The sequence below is a fragment of the Buttiauxella sp. AC142 genome, from assembly GCF_979253435.1.
This window is the reverse complement of the sequence record NZ_CEEDCH010000001.1, coordinates 197,815-217,095: the sequence shown is the minus strand read 5'-3', so window position 1 is coordinate 217,095 and position 19,281 is coordinate 197,815. Positions and strand designations below refer to the sequence as shown.

The following is a 19,281-nucleotide window of genomic DNA, read 5'->3' as shown; positions in this document are numbered from 1 at the left end:
CGACCCTGATGTTGGGGATAAGCTGGGGTTTACCGCGCAGCGGCAATTTAATCACCGGGCGACGGGGTCGCCAGGGGGATGTCGTTATCCCACTGGCACGTTCACCGTTTGCTGGCATTAAAGAGATAACTGAACGCACGGGTGAACGGAAAATCAGCGAGGCTTAAAGATCTCACCCGGACAAAATTGCCAGGCTGAGGGTGGCTTTAAGCCCGGTCCACCGGGAACGCCAGCACGTCGGCCAGGCTTTCAGCCTTCAGCGCCAACATAATCAAGCGATCCACACCTAGCGCGACACCAGAGCAATCAGGCAGCCCTGCTTTGAGTGCTTCGAGCAAATTCACGTCAATCGGCTGCTGCGGCAAACCGCGGGCAGCACGTTTACGGTTATCCTGCTCGAAACGCTGCTGCTGCTCACGTGCATCGGTTAATTCGTGGAAACCATTTGCCAGCTCAATACCTCGGAAATAGACCTCGAAGCGCTCGGCAACCCGATGGTCTTCGGTGCTGATCTGCGCCAGGGCGGCCTGGCTTGCCGGGAAGTGGTACACAAACGTCGGCTTTTCTTTACCGATATGCGGCTCGACACCCATGCTGAAAAGCAGTTGTAGCAAGGTATCGCGGTCTTCTTCCTGATCGGCAATGTTGCTTAAATCGAGTTTTCTCGCAACTTCACGTAATTGAGTTTTATCCGCAGAAAGCGGGTCAATTTCCAGGTGGCGTTGGAAAGCCTGCTGATAAGAGAGCGTTTCCGCCGCATCAGTTTCCAGAACCTGTTGCAGCAAATCATCAACTTCATTCATCAAACGATACATGTCGTAGCATGGGCGATACCACTCCAGCATAGTGAACTCTGGATTATGGTGACGGCCCATCTCTTCATTACGGAAACTGCGGCACAGCTGGAATACCGGGCCAATGCCCGCCGCCAACAGGCGTTTCATGTGGTATTCCGGGCTGGTCATCAGGTACAGATTGACGCCCTGAGCGTGGCCTGGGCCAACAAAACGGGTTTCAAACGGGAACAGATTGATATCCGTTACCGTAGCCTGGCTCATGCAGGGTGTTTCCACCTCCAGTACACCGCGATCGGCAAAAAAGCGCCGAATAACAGCCATGATCGCAGCGCGTTTCAACAGGTTGGGGATGGATGCGCTCGGCTGCCAGGTGGCCGTTTCGCTCATGGTGGAGTCTCCGTATTCATACAAGGCCGAGAAGTCTACCCGCAACGCATAGGCGAGACAAATTTTGCGCAGTAAATTTTCAACGTTGCTGAGGCCAGTATGCCGTGACGAATCCTCATTTCGTGACATAAATCATCATGAGTATTAATTAATTGCTGAACTGAACAGCAAAAAAATCGAACACGTCAAATTTCCTTAAAAAGCCTGCGGCTATAATCCGCTACCTACAAAGGAGCAGGGAAAACCCTTTCGCTATAGCTGCCGCCGTATCGGTGAACTACCTTTGGTTAAATTAGCTATGCGAAATAACTAAAAATCTGGAGGAATGTCGTGCAAACCTTTCAAGCCGATCTTGCCATAATTGGCGCTGGCGGAGCGGGCTTACGAGCAGCCATCGCGGCGGCCCAAGCCAATCCACAAGCCAAAATCGCTCTGATCTCCAAAGTCTACCCAATGCGTAGCCACACTGTGGCCGCCGAAGGAGGTTCTGCTGCCGTTACGCAGGATCACGACAGCTTCGAATATCATTTTAACGACACAGTTTCCGGTGGCGACTGGCTGTGCGAGCAGGATGTGGTCGACTATTTCGTCCATAACTGCCCGACCGAAATGACGCAGCTTGAGCAATGGGGTTGCCCATGGAGTCGTCGCCCGGACGGTTCCGTCAACGTGCGCCGCTTTGGTGGCATGAAGATTGAACGCACCTGGTTTGCCGCGGATAAAACCGGCTTCCATATGCTTCACACCCTGTTCCAGACTTCATTACAGTTCCCGCAAATCCAGCGTTTTGACGAGCATTTCGTGCTCGACATTCTGGTTGATGACGGCGCTGCGCGTGGCGTAGTTGCCATGAATATGATGGAAGGCTCGCTGGTACAAATCCGCGCTAATGCGGTCGTGATGGCAACCGGTGGTGCGGGTCGCGTTTATCGCTACAACACCAACGGCGGCATTGTGACCGGCGATGGTATGGGCATGGCACTCAGCCACGGCGTACCACTGCGTGATATGGAATTTGTGCAATATCACCCAACCGGCCTGCCTGGTTCCGGCATTCTGATGACGGAAGGCTGCCGTGGTGAAGGCGGTATTCTGGTCAACAAAGACGGCTATCGTTACCTGCAAGATTACGGCATGGGTCCAGAAACTCCGCTGGGCGAGCCGCGCAACAAATATATGGAACTCGGTCCGCGCGACAAAGTTTCTCAGGCCTTCTGGCACGAATGGCGTGCAGGTCGCACCGTTCCAACTCCACGTGGCGATGTGGTTTATCTCGACCTGCGTCATCTGGGCGAGAAAAAACTTCTCGAACGTCTGCCGTTTATCTGCGAACTGGCAAAAGCGTATGTTGGCGTCGACCCGGTTAAAGAGCCGATCCCCGTTCGCCCTACCGCGCACTACACCATGGGCGGTATCGAAACCGACAGCCAGTGCGAATCCCGCATTAAAGGCCTGTTCGCAGTCGGCGAATGTTCATCTGTTGGTCTGCATGGCGCGAACCGTTTAGGTTCGAACTCTCTTGCTGAACTGGTGGTGTTTGGTCGCCTGGCGGGTGAAGGCGCGATGCGTCGTGCCAACGAAGCATCGCCCGCCAATGACGCTGCATTGAATGCACAAGCCACAGACGTAGAAACTCGCCTCAAGAAACTGGTTAATCAGGAAGGCTCTGAGAACTGGTCGAAGATTCGCGATGAAATGGGTCTGTCGATGGAAGAAGGTTGCGGGATTTATCGCACGCCAGAACTGATGCAGAAAACCATTGATAAGCTGGCTGAGCTGCAAGAGCGCTTCAAACGCGTTCGCATTACTGACACTTCCAGCGTGTTTAATACGGATTTGCTGTACACCATCGAACTGGGCCACGGCTTGAACGTTGCGGAATGTATGGCGCACTCAGCGATGGCACGTAAAGAATCACGCGGCGCACACCAGCGCCTGGACGAAGGTTGCACCGAGCGTGATGACGTGAACTTCCTGAAACATACTCTCGCTTTCCGTGACGCCAATGGAACCACGCGTCTGGAATACAGCGATGTGAAAATCACGACTTTGCCACCGGCTAAACGCGTCTACGGTGCGGAATCAGAAGCGGCCGACAAGAAGAAGGAGACGTCGAATGGCTGAAGTGATGAAAACCCTGAAGATTGAAATCGTGCGCTACAACCCGGAAACGGATAACGAGCCGCACAGTGCAATCTATGAAGTGCCTTACGATGAACAAACCTCGCTGCTGGATGCGCTGGGTTACATCAAGGACAATCTGGCACCCGACCTGACCTACCGCTGGTCGTGCCGTATGGCTATCTGCGGCTCTTGCGGCATGATGGTCAACCGCGTGCCAAAACTGGCCTGTAAAACCTTCCTGCGCGAATACACGCAGGGCATGAAGGTTGAAGCGTTGGCGAACTTCCCTATCGAGCGCGATTTGGTGGTCGATATGACCCACTTTATCGAAAGCCTGGAAGCGATAAAGCCATACATCATTGGCAACTCGCGTACGCCAGATCAGGGGCCAAATAACCAGACTCCGGCACAGATGGCGAAATACCATCAGTTCTCCGGCTGCATCAACTGCGGCTTGTGCTATTCAGCGTGCCCACAGTTTGGTCTGAACCCTGAGTTTATTGGCCCGGCGGCCATTACGCTGGCTCACCGTTACAACCTGGATAACCGCGACCATGGCAAGAAAGAGCGTATGGCGCAGTTAAACGGCAAGAATGGCGTCTGGAGCTGCACTTTCGTGGGCTACTGCTCCGAAGTGTGCCCGAAACACGTCGATCCCGCCGCTGCCATCCAGCAGGGTAAAGTCGAAAGTTCAAAAGACTTTTTGATTGCCACCCTGAAACCACGCTAAGGAGTGCAAAATGACTACGAAACGTAAGCCTTATGTACGGGCGATGACGCCAACCTGGTGGCAAAAACTCGGTTTCTACCGTTTTTATATGATTCGCGAAGGCACTTCAGTGCCAACGGTCTGGTTCAGCATTTTGCTGATCTGTGGTCTGTTTTCGCTAAAAAGTGGGCCGGAAAGCTGGGCGGGATTTGTTACATTCCTGCAAAACCCGATTGTGATTATCCTCAATCTCATCACTCTGGCAGCCGCTTTACTGCATACAAAAACCTGGTTTGAACTGGCACCGAAGGCCGCCAATATCATCATTAAAGATGAAAAAATGGGGCCGGAGCCGGTGATTAAAGGCTTATGGGCGGTGACGGTTGTCGCCACGGCCGTCATTCTGTTTATTGCACTGTTCTGGTAAGGGGGACGTCATGATTAATCCAAATCCAAAACGCTCCGACGAGCCGGTATTCTGGGGTCTGTTTGGCGCAGGCGGCATGTGGGGCGCCATCATCGCGCCAGTTATCGTGCTGCTGGTTGGCATCATGCTGCCGCTGGGTCTTTTCCCAGGCGATGCATTGGGCTATGACCGTGTGCTGGCATTTTCACAGAGCTTGATTGGCCGCCTGTTCATCTTCCTGATGATTGTGCTGCCGCTGTGGTGCGGGCTGCACCGTATTCACCACGCGATGCATGACCTGAAGATTCACGTGCCATCTGGCAAGTGGGTGTTCTATGGTCTGGCTGCGATTCTGAGCGTCGTGACACTGATTGGCGTCATCACGCTTTAATCACTCCGATGATTTAAACAAGGCCTGCCATTAATTGCGCAGGCCTTTTTATTTGTAGCGCTCACGGCTAAAGTGTCACTTTCATGGAGGATCGCCAATGATCAAAAGAACCCTTTGCAGTGCCCTGGTACTCAGCGTTTCATGTGCCACTTTTGCTGCCCCGAAAACCCTCACCGAACAACAAATCGGTAAAACCGTCGCACAGACGATTACCCCTTTACTCAAGGCGCAGGACATTCCCGGCATGGCCGTGGCGGTGGTTTATCAGGGCAAGCCGTACTACTTCACTTACGGTAAAGCGGATATTGAGCAAAATATCCCGGTGACAAAACAGACGCTGTTTGAACTTGGCTCCGTGAGTAAAACCTTCACCGGCGTTCTGGGTGGCGACGCTATTGCGCGCGGTGAAATCAAATTAAGCGATCCGGCAACGAAATACTGGCCTGCGCTCTCGGGTAGCCAATGGAAAGATATCACTCTTCTGCATCTGGCGACCTACACGGCGGGTGGGCTGCCGCTGCAAGTCCCGGATGAAGTCACCCACCAGGCCGCGCTGCTGAATTTCTACCAGACCTGGCAGCCGCAGGCAGCGCCTGGGGAAAAGCGCCTGTACTCCAACGCCAGTATTGGCCTGTTTGGCGCGCTGGCGGTTAAACCGTCAGGGAAAACGTTTGAAGAGGCGATGAAGCAGCGTGTGTTCCAGCCGCTGAAACTGGCTCATACCTGGATAAAAGTCCCTGCGTCTGAGGAAAAACAGTACGCCCATGGTTATCGCAACGGTAAGCCCGTGCGCGTGTCGCCCGGAATGCTGGATGCCGAAGCCTATGGGGTGAAATCAAGCATTGAAGATATGGCGAGCTGGGTGCAATACAACATCTCTCCTGAACTCGTGGCCGATAAGACGTTACGCCAGGGAATCGAGCTTGCACAATCGCGCTACTGGCGTGCTGGCAGCATGTATCAAGGCATAGGCTGGGAGATGCTGAACTGGCCATTGCAAGCCAATACGGTGATTGACGGGAGCGATAATAAGGTCGCTCTTGCCCTGACACCCGTCACAGCAATAAACCCACCAGTGGCCGCAGTAAAAGCCTCGTGGGTGCATAAAACGGGTTCAACGGGTGGCTTTGGCAACTACGTGGCGTTTATTCCTGAGCAGCAACTTGGCATCGTGATGCTGGCGAATAAAAGCTATCCCAACCCTGAGCGCGTAAAAGCGGCCTATACGATTTTAAACGCATTGCAGTAGCATATTTTGTGGCGGGTGACGTTATCCATTACCCGCCTTTTTATTTCTTCTCTAAGCCACCTTAATTCCTGCCACAATCTACACTTAGCAAAAAACCGAGAAGGAATTTGCTATGCGCATCTGGCCGATTATCACCGCCCTTGCAGTTGCGTTTCTCGTTGTGTCCTGTAGTTCACCCACTCCTCCACCTGGCACCAAAGTAGTGAATAATTTTGAGGCTAAACGGTACCTGGGAAAATGGTACGAAATTGCCCGCATGGACCATAAATTTGAAAGCGGGCTGGAGCAAGTCACGGCAACTTACAGCACCATGGATGACGGGGGCATTCAGGTCATCAACCGAGGTTTTAACCCTGACAGGCAAATGTGGCAGCAAAGTATTGGCAAGGCCTATTTCACCGGCGACCCAAGCCGGGCTGCCCTGAAGGTTTCATTCTTTGGACCGTTTTATGGCGGATATAACGTAATAGCCATCGATAAAGATTACCGGCACGCACTGGTGTGCGGGCCGGATAAAGATTATCTGTGGATCTTGTCCCGCACGCCGACCATCAGCAATGACGTGAAACAGCAAATGCTGAACATCGCCACGCAGCAGGGCTTCTCAGTCGATAAACTTATGTGGATTAAACAGCCCGCCAGTTAGTGGGTACTGAGTTTCAGGCCAATAATACCGATGACAATCAACGCCAGGCTCGCGATGCGGGCCAGGCTTGCTGATTCGCCTAGCAGTATAATGCCAGTGGTTGCAGCGCCAACGGCCCCAATCCCGGTCCAGACGGCGTAAGCCGTGCCCGTCGGCAGCGTTTTCATCGACCATGACAACAGCGCGACACTGACGATCATCGCCACAACCGTGATGACACTTGGCCACAAGCGGGTAAAACCGTGGGTATATTTCAGGCCAACGGCCCAAACGACTTCTAGCAAACCGGCGATAACAAGAACAAACCAGGCCATATACAGCTCCAGTCAATGGGGCCGTCCCCGGAATAAAGACGCGCTTATGGGTCGTCCCATAAGGCGGTTGAAGGCGCTATTCTAGCAATCAGATGGTGAGTTGTTAAGCCAGGAATTGGCTGCAAAACGCCCCGTATATCCACAATTCACTTCTACTCTTTTTTCATATTATGTGCACTCTTCAGAATTCAGATAAGGCTGTATCAGTGAGTTACGCGAACGGTAAGTATGCATAAGATATTGTTAATTGACCGCTGCCATTATACCCGGCAGGGTTTTAAGAACTGGCTCAGTCAAAATACTGCATTTACTATTTCTGAAACTGATAACTTACTTTTAGCCCGTGAAAAAATAATACAGTGGCGACCTAATCTGGTTATTGCCGATTTTACAAGCTTTGCCAGTTCGCTACATAATATCCAACAACTCTCGTCGATTTATTCCGCCTGCGGCACATCGATTCGTTTGATGCTGCTTAACAGCATGCGTCATAAAATGATTGAAGAGTACTGCCTGGTGCAAGGCTCACGCTCGATATATAACAAAACCGTGCCACTGCCTGAGTTGTACGCAGTCATTCACAAACAACTGAGCGCGCGCCCACCCTTTAATTCTGACAGGCAATTCACATCACCATTACTCACCTTACGTGAGGAACGCATATTAAAGTTATGGACCGACAGAGCCAATAATGATTTTATTGCCAGCATGATGGGGATTAGCACGAAGACGGTATATACCTATAAGCGTAATATTCGTATGAAGCTCGGCATTAGCAATCGCTTTTCATTATTTATCTAACAGTATCAGTCATCATGAAATAAACAACGGTACGGCGAAGATACCGTACCGTCCGCTAATACATTAATTCTGCGCTTTTGTTGCGGCACCGGAAATCGCCTGACCACCATCCTGAATATCTTCACCCATACCTTTGGTGGTATTACACGCAGTAAGTAACGACGAAAGCACTATGAGAGAAAAGAACGCTGCAATAGTTTTCTTAATCATGACCGTTTCCTTTTTTGACCATATTGTTTGTGTATAGCAGTTAAAGCATAGACAAAAATTGGCAGACTGAAGGAAAAAGCAGATTTTTAGGAGTGTTGGTAATTACTTGTTTGCAGCGCGCTCGATGGCACCGCCGAGGTGTTGCAGGTCTTCGCCAAAGCCACGGGTGGCGTTGCAGCCAGTGAGAACAGTGGTTAACAACGTGATGAAAAGTAAATGTTTAATCAAACGGCTCATCTTCCCTGCCTTATGCAAGCGGCGGTGATGCGCAAAGCGCGCCACCGCCAACCTTCACGTATTACTTAACGCGAGAAACGTATTCGCCAGAGCGAGTATCAACTTTGATGATTTCGCCAGTCTGAACGAACAAAGGTACTTTAACCACAGCACCAGTAGACAGTGTTGCAGGCTTACCGCCAGTACCAGCAGTATCACCTTTCAGACCTGGATCGGTTTCCACGATTTCCAGCTCAACGAAGTTTGGTGGCTGAACAGCGATTGGACGGCCATTCCACAGGGTCACGATACACTCGGCCTGATCCAGCATCCATTTAGCGCTATCGCCAATGGCTTTCTCGTCAGCTGCCAGCTGCTCGAAGGTTTCGTTATTCATGAAGTGGTAGAACTCACCGTCGTTGTACAGGTAAGTCAGGTTCATATCGATAACGTCTGCGCCTTCAGCGGAGTCGGTAGATTTGAAGGTTTTTTCTACGCGGGTGCCTGTCAGCAGGCGGCGCATTTTAACGCGAGCAAAGGCCTGGCCTTTACCTGGTTTCACGAACTCACTGGATTCAACCGCGTAAGGTTCGCCTTCGAACATGATTTTAAGACCGGCACGGAAATCGTTGCTAGAATAAGTCGCCATAAGGCCCTCTGAAATTGTTAATTGGTAGCTTAGCCAAAAAATGGCACACATTGTAACCCTAAATCCCCCCCGCAGAGAAGATTGGTTGACGCAACTTGCCGATGTTATAACCGATCCTGATGAACTGCTGCATATTTTAGAGCTAAACGCTGACGAAGAGCTATTGGCGGGACGTGATGCGCGTCGACTTTTTGCTTTGCGCGTACCGCGAGCTTTTGTTGCGCGCATGGAAAAAGGCAATCCGAACGACCCACTCTTACGCCAGGTCCTAACCTCAAAAGAAGAGTTTATTGCCGCGCCCGGTTTTAGTACCGATCCTCTCGAAGAGCAGCACAGCGTGGTGCCCGGTCTGCTGCACAAATACCGCAACCGCGCGTTATTGCTGGTCAAAGGCGGATGCGCGGTTAACTGCCGCTATTGCTTCCGTCGCCATTTCCCGTATTCCGATAACCAGGGAAACAAGCGCAACTGGCAGGCCGCTATCTCATACATCAGTGAACATCCGGAACTGGACGAAATTATTTTCTCCGGCGGTGATCCGCTGATGGCGAAAGATAGTGAACTGGACTGGTTGATTAGCGAACTGGAAGCCATCGGGCATATTAAACGGTTACGCATTCACAGCCGCTTGCCTATTGTCATCCCGGCTCGTATCACCGAAACACTGGTGGCTCGCATTGCGCGTTCACGCTTGCAGGTGATTCTGGTTAATCATATTAATCACGCGCAAGAGATTGGTGACGAGTTCAGAGCAGCGATGACGAATTTGCGCCTGGCTGGCGTGACGTTACTCAACCAAAGCGTTTTGCTGCGCGATGTGAATGACAATGCACAAACACTCGCGCAACTGAGTAACGCGTTATTCGATGCAGGGGTAATGCCGTATTACCTGCATGTGTTGGATAAAGTGCAGGGCGCGGCGCATTTCATGGTGAGTGACGATGAAGCACGCAAGATTATGCGTGAGTTGCTGACGATGGTATCAGGCTATATGGTGCCTAAACTTGCCCGTGAGATTGGCGGTGAGCCGAGCAAGACCCCGATAGACTTGCAGTTACGACAGAGCTGATCGTTTTCGAGAATTTCTCCCTCACCCTAACCCTCTCCCCAGGAGAGGGAAATGTACGGTTTCTCCCTTGCCCTTTTAGGGAGAGGGTCGGGGTGAGGGTGGTTTCACCCAAAAATCAGTTCGGGCACTTATAAACCTGGCCAGTCATGGTGCTGGCAGTCGGAGCGAAGCTCGACAGCAAGTTTTGACTCGGGCTGCTCACGCCGTACAGCACGTTACCGCCCATTGCCGCTGCGTTATTACGCAGAGCATTTGCCGCGCCACGCATAGAACCGCCTTCACTGCCCTGCTGCCCGGAAAACCAGTTACTTTGCTCACCGGTTGCATTTCCTAATAGCTGGCATTCAGTGCCTGGCTTATCCTCAACAAAACGGACGCCCTGCCCACCAGCAGAAAGATCATTGCTGGTGCTACAGCCTGCCAGCAGCAGCGCTGCTACAGCCATTCCTGCTGAAACTTTAATGCGCATGTTGTTCCCCGTTATCAATGCTGTCTTGAAAAGTAGCGGGCCGTCTTCGCCCGGTGAGATCTTATACCAGACTGCGACCAAAAAGAAAAAACCCTCAGACATTTCTGCCTGAGGGTTTTCTTAACACGGTGTAACTTCACACCAGGTGTTGGGGCAATGTCGGGTAGCAGCAGCGCATTACTGCGCCGCCGCCCCCTAAGAACCGTACATGCGAGTTTCCCCGCATACGGCTCAAGCCTTAATAAGTTCAACCGACGGGTTGAACCGGTTGCGCATCTTTTTCCTCGTTCACATGCCACTGGATGTGGCAGCCCGGATGCAGCATGACCAGATTCTCAAGCTCGTCACCTCCGCCCAGATGCTTCTGGTGCTTATGGTGAACGTGCCAGCCTGTTTCCATAGTAATTAACTGGTTACAGAGCGGGCAGCGTTTCTCCTGCCTGAGCCAGAGCGCCAGCAACTTCTTCCTGCCCTGCATGGTTTCCTTCCAGCGACGCTCAAGGCGTTGCTCAAAGTACGGTTCCCATTCAGGCAGATAAGGATTAGCCTCCGCCTTTATCTTGGTATGTCGTTTAATGACGGTGTCTTTTGCATAGACTAAAGTCACCGGATTATCCTTATCCTCCCGCCATTGAAACGTCCAGCGACGATTATTTACCGTATGAAAGTATTTATTTTTCACCCAGCGTTTATTGCGGTTTTTATGCCGCCTGCAACACCAGCGCCAGAGCAGCTTCCAGACACGGTAATCGACATAGCTGAACGTCTCCTTTGCCACCACATGCCGGTGATAGTTCGCCCAACCCCGTAATGCCGGATTGAGCTGGCGTATCAGCCAGTCCTGTGTTTGCGTCGGGTGACGCTTCACAATGTCCCTCACTTTCGCCAGAAACGTTCGCAGGTTCTTACGGGAAGGCTTTATCAGCATTTTCCCGCGATACTTGCGCACGTTCTGACCGAGGAAGTCAAAACCCTGCTCAATATGCGTTATCACCGTTTTCTCCGGCGACAATTGCAGCCCCCGTTCCGCCATAAAGGCCTCAACGAGAGGTTTAACTTCATTCTCCAGCAACTCTTGCGAGATACCGGTGATGATAAAGTCATCTGCATAACGCACATAGTTGACCTTGGTCTTGTAGCTGGTTTTGGTATTCTTCATCCCAAATCGGGATTCAAGTACCGTTTCCAGTCCATCAAGCGCCATATTGGCCAGTACCGGCGAGATAATGCCGCCCTGAGGCGTTCCCGCACCGGTTGCATAGTAATGACCAGACTCCATGTAACCTGCCTTCAGCCATTTACCCAGCACCTGCTTATCCATCGGGATATGCGCCAGTAACCAGTCATGACTGATGTTATCGAAACACCCTTTGATATCGCCCTCCAGCACCCACTGCGCCGAGTTGCCCCGGCTGAGCGCTACAAAGCATTGTTCAATAGCATCCGCCGTTGAACGCATCGGACGAAAACCATAACTGTTGCGGTCGGCTGTTGTTTCCGACACGGGTTCCAGCGCCAGCAGATACAACGCCTGCATGGCCCTGTCCCTCATGGTCGGTATCCCGAGCGGACGCAACTTGCCGTTCGACTTCGGGATATACACCCGCCGTAGCGGTTTAGGGTGATATCCGGTTCTCTTCATATCGAAGATAGCCTCCCATTTGGTTTTCGGGGTATTCCATAACTTTCCATCCACTCCGGGGGTATCCCTGCCCCGGTTTTCCGTGACTCGCCTGACCGCTAATGCCTTAGCCGCCAGCGAACGGGTCAGCATTCGTTGCAACGCTTTTACTCGTCGCCACTCCTGCTGTTGCGCCGCCTTCGCAATGCGTACCTGTAGCTTTCTCACCGCTTCTGAGGTTTTGCGCCAGTTAATGGCGTGCCACCTTTCCGGGCGGGAAGATGCAGATACCGCCTGCGATTCAACTCGCATTCCGGTATTCACCTTGCTATCCTCCTGAATGCTCGTGCAGAGCACCCTGAGGACGGACGTGGATTCCCCCGAGGGAGAAATCACGTTTCGCCCCTCGGGGTACATTCAATAAGCTTTACAAGCCTTACTGCGATTTAAGACCAGCCGGAAGTCTGCCCCGTTTCCGGTGAAGCCCTGTTTCATGCTTCTGTCCGCGCCATTACAGCGCGGCGTTTGCTTTCTCCGGCCTCCTCTACCCGCATACCCAACAGTTTGCCTTACGGCTCCCCTGCCTCGATGAGGCGGATATACGGGCTTACCGAGTTCCATACAGATGACACGTATCGGTTAGGTTCTGCCTATCCACCGGTGAAACAACATCAGCGTATCCCCAGATGTAAAAGAGATAACCTGTTCACCCACCTTTTGGTCAAAGCGTATCAACGACTTACGCTCAATGCGGCTGACGGTGTTTAACAGCAGTTCACGTACGTTAACCTTACGATACAGCCTGGCCTCTCATGGTCATGTCGTTAGACCAATCCAGATGGCGTCCTCGCGGATACCAGCCGCCGCTTGCGCGGGAGTACGTTGTCAGGAAGCTTCGCACCTCACCGTTACCAGTGACGCACTATCCTTAGGCTACCGTTGGCTGAACAACGGGTTCTTCTTCGCTGTTTCTGCTCAGGAAATAGCGGCAGAACAATCACCCGTACAGCTTGCGCTGCATTCCTCTTGTGAAGATCGCGAGCAAAACGATCCCGCCCTGTTCATGAATCCATGAAAGGATGAAATGAAGATGTATGACACGAGGTGTCACAATCGTTGAGATGTAACGTCGATTTTGGAGTCACCGACGTCTGCCCTGACGGGCACTCCGCGCAGAATTAACCGCTGCAGATAACTGAGTGAAAGTAATGGGCGCGTTACTGCTCATCACTGAAAGGTTACCCAAACTTCGGGGGCGTATTCCACCGTCGAAACGGCTCACCTTCTGCTACGCTAAACGGCTTTCGGGAGCGGGGACTAGCCCCGCTCTCCTGGGGCGCGTAAGCTAACTGTTAGAGAGGGAATTTCTCTGTTTATTCAGTTAGTTACGCAGAGGAATGCGACTCTCGTCGCACTACATCATGCCGCCCATGCCACCCATACCGCCCATACCTGCGCCGCCTAAGTCAGGGCCGTCAGATTTTGGCATATCGGTAATCATGCACTCGGTGGTGATCATCAGGCCAGCCACGGATGCTGCGTACTGCAGAGCAGAACGAGTCACTTTGGTTGGATCCAGGATACCCATGTCGATCATGTTGCCGTATTCTTCAGTTGCTGCGTTGTAACCGTAGTTACCGTCGCCCGCTTTCACGGTGTTAGCAACAACAGATGGCTCTTCGCCGCAGTTCAGAACGATTTGACGCAGTGGAGCTTCCATTGCGCGCAGCGCAACTTTGATACCCACGTTCTGGTCTTCGTTCTGGCCACGCAGTTCAGACAGTTTAGAAGCCACGCGAATCAGCGCAACACCACCACCGGCAACCACGCCTTCTTCAACCGCAGCACGGGTAGCGTGCAGGGCATCTTCAACGCGTGCTTTCTTCTCTTTCATTTCAACTTCGGTAGCCGCACCGACTTTGATTACTGCAACGCCGCCAGCCAGTTTAGCTACGCGCTCTTGCAGTTTTTCACGGTCGTAATCAGAAGTTGCTTCTTCGATTTGCTGACGAATCTGAGACACACGGCCTGCAATTGCAGGTTCTTCACCGTTACCATCAATAATGGTGGTGGTGTCTTTGTTGATCACGATACGTTTTGCAGTACCCAGATCTTCCAGAGTCGTTTTTTCCAGCTCCATACCGATCTCTTCAGAGATAACAGTACCGCCAGTCAGGATAGCGATGTCTTGCAGCATAGCTTTACGACGGTCGCCAAAGCCTGGTGCTTTAACAGCAGCGACTTTCACGATACCGCGCATGGTGTTAACAACCAGAGTTGCCAGCGCTTCGCCTTCAACATCTTCAGCGATGATCAGCAGTGGTTTGCCTGCTTTCGCAACGGCTTCCAGAACTGGCAGCATTTCACGGATGTTGGAGATTTTTTTGTCAGCCAGCAGGATGAACGGGCTGTCCAGTTCGATAGAACCGGTTTCTGGTTTGTTGATGAAGTACGGAGACAGGTAGCCACGGTCAAACTGCATACCTTCTACAACGTCCAGCTCGTCTTGCAGGCCAGTGCCTTCTTCAACGGTGATAACGCCTTCTTTGCCCACTTTTTCCATCGCTTCAGCGATAAGTTGGCCAACGGTTTCGTCGGAGTTAGCAGAGATAGTACCAACCTGAGCGATTGCTTTAGAGTCAGAGCAAGGAACAGACAGCGCTTTCAGCTCTTCAACAGCGGCGATAACAGCTTTATCGATACCGCGTTTCAGGTCCATTGGGTTCATGCCTGCAGCAACAGCTTTCAGGCCTTCAGTGATGATGGACTGAGCCAGCACGGTTGCAGTGGTAGTACCGTCGCCCGCAGCGTCGTTCGCTTTAGAGGCAACTTCTTTAACCATCTGCGCACCCATGTTCTCGAACTTGTCTTCCAGTTCGATTTCACGCGCTACAGAAACACCATCTTTAGTGATAGTCGGTGCACCGAAAGATTTATCCAGAACAACGTTACGGCCTTTAGGACCGAGGGTAACTTTCACTGCATCTGCCAGTACGTTAACGCCACGCAGCATTTTCACACGAGCGTCATTACCGAATTTTACGTCTTTAGCTGCCATTCTTAACTTTCCTTAAATTCGTTTATGTTCGTTCAGTTAGTGCGCGTATTACGCTTCAACAATTGCCAGGATGTCGCTTTCTGCCATGATCAACACTTCTTCATTGTCGATCTTCTCAGACTTAACACCGTAACCATCGTTGAAAATCACGATATCGCCGACTTTAACGTCCAGCGGTTGCACGTTACCGTTTTCCAGGATGCGGCCTTTACCGACAGCGATGATTTCGCCACGAGTTGATTTGCCTGCTGCGCTGCCAGTCAGAACAATGCCGCCCGCAGATTTGGATTCAACTTCTTTACGCTTGACGATAACGCGGTCATGTAATGGACGAATGCTCATGTGATAGCTCTCCTTTGAGAAAGTCAGTATCAATTGTTTAGGTAACGCCGGCCCAAAATGGGTTATCGGCTGGTGACCTGAGAGATGGGGATGAGCCTTCCCCCCTTCAAGGGGGAAAACAAAAAAATTTTCGATTTTTAACGATTGTGACGATCGTCGTTATCGCGATCGTCGAGCTGCTTCGGCGCATCATCTTTACGTTGATACTCACCGTCGAACGTTGAACCACCGCCAGTACCCGCGCTAAAACCGCCGCCCGGCGTGCGCGAGAAACGTAAATGCGGCATCAGTTTCAGCGTCAGATGCTTTTGCACTGGTGGCAGTAGCAGCAACAAACCGAGGAAGTCGGTAAAGAAGCCAGGTAACAGCAACAGCAGGCCAGAAATGATCAGCGAAACGCTTTTAATCATTTCAGCGGCCGGGCTTTCACCCGCTGCCATTTTTTGCTGCATCAGCATGAAATTTTTAAAGCCCTGATTGCGAACCAGAGACATACCAATTACTGAGGTGAATATCACCAGCACCAGTGTCAGGAAGACACCCATCACATGAGCGACTTGAATAAACAATGAAATCTCTATGTATACATAGAGAAAGACGGCAATTAACGGTATCCAGCGCACCGTACACTCCTGTAGTTGGGCAAGCGCCTTCAGGCATTTGCGAAAATAGGTTAGCGATTATGCTTAGCCAAAGAGATGGCGACGCCTTAGCCAAAAATCAATCTTCGTGCCGCATTATTTTTTTGGAAATTTTCAACAATTGATCGGCATCACATATTAATAATTGTTATGTGAGATGACCTTTAATAAGTGATCCAGATTACTGCTTTTCGCTATCATCAGCATATCATCACGGCACGCAGACCGAATATGGACATAATCGTCGGTCTATTCATCGCACAACCAGAGATCCTGTGTGTGCAATGATCAATCAATGGCAGCTTTAATTAAGAAGGTTCACATGTTAAATAACATTCGTATCGAAGAAGATTTGTTGGGTACCAGGGAAGTGCCAGCGGATGCCTATTATGGTGTTCATACTCTGAGAGCGATTGAAAACTTCTACATAAGCAACAGCAAAATCAGTGACATCCCTGAATTTGTACGTGGCATGGTTATGGTTAAGAAAGCAGCGGCAATGGCGAACAAGGAGTTGCAAACCATTCCAAAAAGCATTGCAAACACCATTATCCAGGCCTGCGATGAAGTGCTGAATAACGGCAAGTGCATGGACCAATTCCCGGTGGACGTTTACCAGGGCGGTGCCGGTACTTCCGTCAACATGAATACCAACGAAGTGCTCGCCAACATTGGGCTTGAGCTGATGGGCCACCAGAAAGGTGAGTACCAGTACCTGAACCCGAACGACCACGTCAACAAATGCCAGTCCACCAACGATGCCTACCCTACCGGTTTCCGTATCGCAGTGTACGCTTCTATTGTGAAACTGATTGATGCCATTAATCAGTTAGGCGACGGCTTCCAACGCAAAGCGGTTGAGTTTGAAAACGTTCTGAAAATGGGCCGTACTCAGTTGCAAGACGCCGTGCCAATGACGCTGGGCCAGGAATTCCATGCCTTCAACGTCTTGTTGAATGAAGAAACCCGCAACCTGCTGCGCACCGCAGAACTGCTGCTGGAAGTGAACCTTGGTGCGACCGCAATCGGTACTCGCCTGAACACGCCAGAAGGTTATCAACAACTGGCGGTACAGAAACTGGCTGAAGTCAGCAACCTGCCATGCGTACCTGCCGAAGACCTGATTGAAGCGACCTCCGACTGTGGCGCATACGTCATGGTTCACAGCTCGCTCAAACGCCTGGCGGTGAAAATGTCGAAGATCTGTAATGACCTTCGCCTGCTCTCTTCCGGCCCACGCTCCGGCCTGAACGAAATCAACCTGCCAGAACTGCAAGCCGGTTCTTCTATTATGCCAGCCAAAGTCAACCCGGTGATTCCAGAAGTGGTTAACCAGGTTTGCTTCAAAGTGATTGGGAATGACATCACCGTCACCATGGCTTCCGAAGCGGGCCAGCTGCAGCTGAACGTAATGGAACCCGTGATTGGCCAGGCGATGTTTGAGTCCATCCACATCCTGACCAATGCGTGCTACAACCTGCTGGAAAAATGCATTAACGGCATCACCGCGAATAAAGAAGTGTGTGAAAGCTATGTCTACAACTCGATTGGTATCGTCACTTATCTGAACCCGTTCATTGGTCACCACAACGGTGATATCGTCGGTAAGATTTGTGCTGAAACCGGCAAGAGCGTGCGTGAAGTTGTGCTGGAACGCGGCCTGCTTACCGAAGCCGAGCTGGACGACATTTTCTCCATCAACAACCTGATGCACCCGGTCTATAAAGCAAAACGTTATACCGATGAAAATGAACAGTAATCTTCTTAGGTAGTCGACAAAAGGCACGTCCATTGGACGTGCCTTTTTCATTTGCACCAATCACAAAAACACAACATATAATTATCAAATAATCAAACACAAGGAAGGAAATCATGTTTGGAGCTGAACTTGTTATCGTGCTGCTAGCGATATACCTGGGAGCCAGACTCGGCGGCATAGGCATTGGCTTTGCTGGCGGTTTTGGTGTGCTGGTTTTAACGCTATTTTTCCAGATTAAACCCGGGGCCATCCCGTTCGATGTCATCGAAATCATTATGGCCGTTATTGCCGCCATTGCTGCCATGCAGGTGGCGGGAGGAATGGACTACCTCGTCAGCCTCGCCGAAAAATTACTGCGTCGTCATCCAAAATACATCACATTCCTGGCACCGTTGGTGACCTGGTTTATGACGATTCTGGCCGGAACAGGCCACACGGCGTTTTCCACGCTGCCGGTCATTACCGAAGTGGCAAAAGAGCAAGGCATTCGCCCATCTCGTCCACTGTCTATTGCCGTTGTCGCCTCGCAAATCGCGATTACTGCATCACCGATTTCTGCGGCAGTGGTGTTCTTCGCCGGTATTCTGGAGCCGTTAGGCGTCAGCTATTTGACCCTGCTGTCTATCTGCATTCCCGTCACACTGGTTGCCGTTATGCTGACGGCTATCGTCTGTAACTTCCTCGGCTGTGAGCTGAAAGACGATCCTGTTTATCAGGAACGCGTCGCAAAAGGTGAAGTGAAGCTGCGTGGCAGCAGCGTCTTTGAGCTGAAACCACACGCCAAACGCTCCGTTTTACTGTTCCTTATCGGTATCGTCGCGGTGATGTTCTACGCTACCGCCATCAGCGACACCGTGGGCCTGATTCAAAACCCAATTCTGCCGCGTAACGAAGCGATTGTGGTGTTCATGCTGACCATCGCCACTCTGATTTGCATCACCTGCAAAATCGACACCGGTGAAATTCTCAATGCCAGCACCTTCAAATCAGGCATGAGCGCCTGTATTTGTGTGCTGGGTGTGGCGTGGCTGGGCGATACCTTCGTCAAAAACCATATTCAGGATATTCAGGCTGTGGCGGGCGATTTACTGCAAAGCTATCCGTGGATGTTAGCGGTAGTGCTGTTCTTCGCCGCCACTCTGCTTTACTCCCAGGCGGCGACCACCAAAGCATTGATGCCTGCGGCTCTGATGCTCGGTGTTAGCCCGCTCACCGCTATCGCCTCTTTTGCTGCCGTTTCTGCGTTGTTCGTATTGCCAACCTACCCAACTTTGTTGGCGGCGGTAGAAATGGACGACACCGGTTCCACCCGTATTGGTAAGTACGTGTTTAACCATGCGTTCTTGATTCCTGGCGTGATTGCCATTTCGCTGTGCGTCATCCTCGGCTTTATTGTCGGCGGGCTGGTTCTGTAAATCTTTCA

21 protein-coding genes are annotated in these 19,281 nt (G+C 51.5%); 11 read left to right on the top strand and 10 right to left on the bottom strand.

The annotated features are described in order from the left end of the window. Window positions 1-8 precede the first annotated feature (8 nt). Window positions 9-167: a hypothetical protein gene (locus tag AC0IWZ_RS00935; protein WP_471678367.1), complete on the top strand. Its 159-nt coding sequence runs from the start codon at window positions 9-11 to the stop codon at window positions 165-167. A gap of 39 nt (window positions 168-206) precedes the next feature. On the opposite strand, the gene epmA is transcribed toward AC0IWZ_RS00935, so the two are convergent. Beyond that, window positions 207-1,184 (bottom strand): elongation factor P--(R)-beta-lysine ligase, encoded by a 978-nt coding sequence (gene epmA / locus AC0IWZ_RS00930; protein WP_172895703.1) that lies wholly within the window; start codon window positions 1,182-1,184, stop codon window positions 207-209. Between the two features lie 330 nt (window positions 1,185-1,514). Here epmA and frdA point away from each other — a divergent pair, with 330 nt between their 5' ends. From frdA to AC0IWZ_RS00900, 6 genes are all read left to right on the top strand, one after another. Beyond that, a complete protein-coding gene (gene frdA, locus AC0IWZ_RS00925) occupies window positions 1,515-3,308 on the top strand; it encodes a fumarate reductase (quinol) flavoprotein subunit (protein WP_410373596.1) in 1,794 nt (597 codons plus the stop codon). Next, a complete protein-coding gene (locus AC0IWZ_RS00920; protein WP_410373595.1) occupies window positions 3,301-4,038 on the top strand; it encodes a succinate dehydrogenase/fumarate reductase iron-sulfur subunit in 738 nt (245 codons plus the stop codon). Before frdA ends, AC0IWZ_RS00920 begins: the two co-directional genes overlap by 8 nt. Window positions 4,039-4,048: 10 nt before the next feature. Next, a complete protein-coding gene (gene frdC, locus AC0IWZ_RS00915; RefSeq protein ID WP_034492742.1) occupies window positions 4,049-4,444 on the top strand; it encodes a fumarate reductase subunit FrdC in 396 nt (131 codons plus the stop codon). A 10-nt stretch (window positions 4,445-4,454) separates the two neighbouring features. Beyond that, entirely contained in the window at window positions 4,455-4,814 is a 360-nt protein-coding gene (gene frdD / locus AC0IWZ_RS00910; RefSeq protein WP_115631345.1) for a fumarate reductase subunit FrdD, read from the top strand. A gap of 97 nt (window positions 4,815-4,911) precedes the next feature. Beyond that, window positions 4,912-6,063, top strand: a complete 1,152-nt coding sequence (gene ampC / locus AC0IWZ_RS00905; protein ID WP_471678368.1) for a CMY2/MIR/ACT/EC family class C beta-lactamase — start codon at window positions 4,912-4,914, stop codon at window positions 6,061-6,063. Between the two features lie 112 nt (window positions 6,064-6,175). After that, complete coding sequence (locus tag AC0IWZ_RS00900) at window positions 6,176-6,709, top strand: lipocalin family protein (RefSeq protein WP_034492737.1); 534 nt, start codon at window positions 6,176-6,178, stop codon at window positions 6,707-6,709. On the opposite strand, the gene sugE is transcribed toward AC0IWZ_RS00900, so the two are convergent. Continuing rightward, complete coding sequence (sugE, locus tag AC0IWZ_RS00895; protein WP_034492734.1) at window positions 6,706-7,023, bottom strand: quaternary ammonium compound efflux SMR transporter SugE; 318 nt, start codon at window positions 7,021-7,023, stop codon at window positions 6,706-6,708. The genes AC0IWZ_RS00900 and sugE overlap by 4 nt on opposite strands. Window positions 7,024-7,251: 228 nt before the next feature. Here sugE and AC0IWZ_RS00890 point away from each other — a divergent pair, with 228 nt between their 5' ends. Continuing rightward, on the top strand, window positions 7,252-7,824 hold the full coding sequence (locus AC0IWZ_RS00890; protein WP_471678369.1) for a response regulator transcription factor: 573 nt from the start codon (window positions 7,252-7,254) through the stop codon (window positions 7,822-7,824). A gap of 63 nt (window positions 7,825-7,887) precedes the next feature. On the opposite strand, the gene ecnB is transcribed toward AC0IWZ_RS00890, so the two are convergent. The 3 genes from ecnB to efp all read right to left on the bottom strand — a co-directional run bounded on the left by ecnB (window position 7,888) and on the right by efp (window position 8,899). Further along, a complete protein-coding gene (ecnB, locus tag AC0IWZ_RS00885) occupies window positions 7,888-8,034 on the bottom strand; it encodes a lipoprotein toxin entericidin B (RefSeq protein WP_034492730.1) in 147 nt (48 codons plus the stop codon). Between the two features lie 102 nt (window positions 8,035-8,136). Then, entirely contained in the window at window positions 8,137-8,271 is a 135-nt protein-coding gene (locus AC0IWZ_RS00880) for an entericidin A/B family lipoprotein (RefSeq protein WP_115631353.1), read from the bottom strand. A 61-nt stretch (window positions 8,272-8,332) separates the two neighbouring features. Beyond that, window positions 8,333-8,899 (bottom strand): elongation factor P, encoded by a 567-nt coding sequence (efp, locus tag AC0IWZ_RS00875; RefSeq protein WP_034492727.1) that lies wholly within the window; start codon window positions 8,897-8,899, stop codon window positions 8,333-8,335. A gap of 40 nt (window positions 8,900-8,939) precedes the next feature. On the opposite strand from efp, the gene epmB reads away from it, so the two are divergent. Next, window positions 8,940-9,968 carry an EF-P beta-lysylation protein EpmB gene (gene epmB / locus AC0IWZ_RS00870; RefSeq protein WP_471678370.1) on the top strand — a complete coding sequence of 343 codons (1,029 nt, stop codon included), beginning with the start codon at window positions 8,940-8,942 and terminating at the stop codon, window positions 9,966-9,968. 115 nt (window positions 9,969-10,083) lie between these two features. On the opposite strand, the gene AC0IWZ_RS00865 is transcribed toward epmB, so the two are convergent. The 5 genes from AC0IWZ_RS00865 to AC0IWZ_RS00845 form a co-directional block, all read right to left on the bottom strand. Beyond that, window positions 10,084-10,455, bottom strand: a complete 372-nt coding sequence (locus AC0IWZ_RS00865; protein ID WP_269474353.1) for a DUF4156 domain-containing protein — start codon at window positions 10,453-10,455, stop codon at window positions 10,084-10,086. 229 nt (window positions 10,456-10,684) lie between these two features. Next, entirely contained in the window at window positions 10,685-12,370 is a 1,686-nt protein-coding gene (ltrA, locus tag AC0IWZ_RS00860; RefSeq protein ID WP_471678371.1) for a group II intron reverse transcriptase/maturase, read from the bottom strand. A 1,102-nt stretch (window positions 12,371-13,472) separates the two neighbouring features. Further along, complete coding sequence (groL, locus tag AC0IWZ_RS00855; protein WP_034492712.1) at window positions 13,473-15,116, bottom strand: chaperonin GroEL; 1,644 nt, start codon at window positions 15,114-15,116, stop codon at window positions 13,473-13,475. 48 nt (window positions 15,117-15,164) lie between these two features. Then, window positions 15,165-15,458, bottom strand: coding sequence for a co-chaperone GroES (locus tag AC0IWZ_RS00850; RefSeq protein ID WP_034461121.1), 294 nt, complete (start codon window positions 15,456-15,458; stop codon window positions 15,165-15,167). A gap of 137 nt (window positions 15,459-15,595) precedes the next feature. Then, window positions 15,596-16,081, bottom strand: a complete 486-nt coding sequence (locus tag AC0IWZ_RS00845; RefSeq protein WP_115631370.1) for an FxsA family protein — start codon at window positions 16,079-16,081, stop codon at window positions 15,596-15,598. A 340-nt stretch (window positions 16,082-16,421) separates the two neighbouring features. On the opposite strand from AC0IWZ_RS00845, the gene aspA reads away from it, so the two are divergent. Both aspA and AC0IWZ_RS00835 read left to right on the top strand, forming a co-directional pair. Further along, the gene (gene aspA, locus AC0IWZ_RS00840) at window positions 16,422-17,858 is read left to right on the top strand and encodes an aspartate ammonia-lyase (protein WP_034492708.1); all 1,437 of its coding nucleotides are present in this window, start codon (window positions 16,422-16,424) and stop codon (window positions 17,856-17,858) included. Between the two features lie 113 nt (window positions 17,859-17,971). Continuing rightward, window positions 17,972-19,273, top strand: coding sequence for an anaerobic C4-dicarboxylate transporter (locus AC0IWZ_RS00835; protein WP_034492705.1), 1,302 nt, complete (start codon window positions 17,972-17,974; stop codon window positions 19,271-19,273). The last annotated feature ends 8 nt before the right edge of the window (window positions 19,274-19,281 follow it).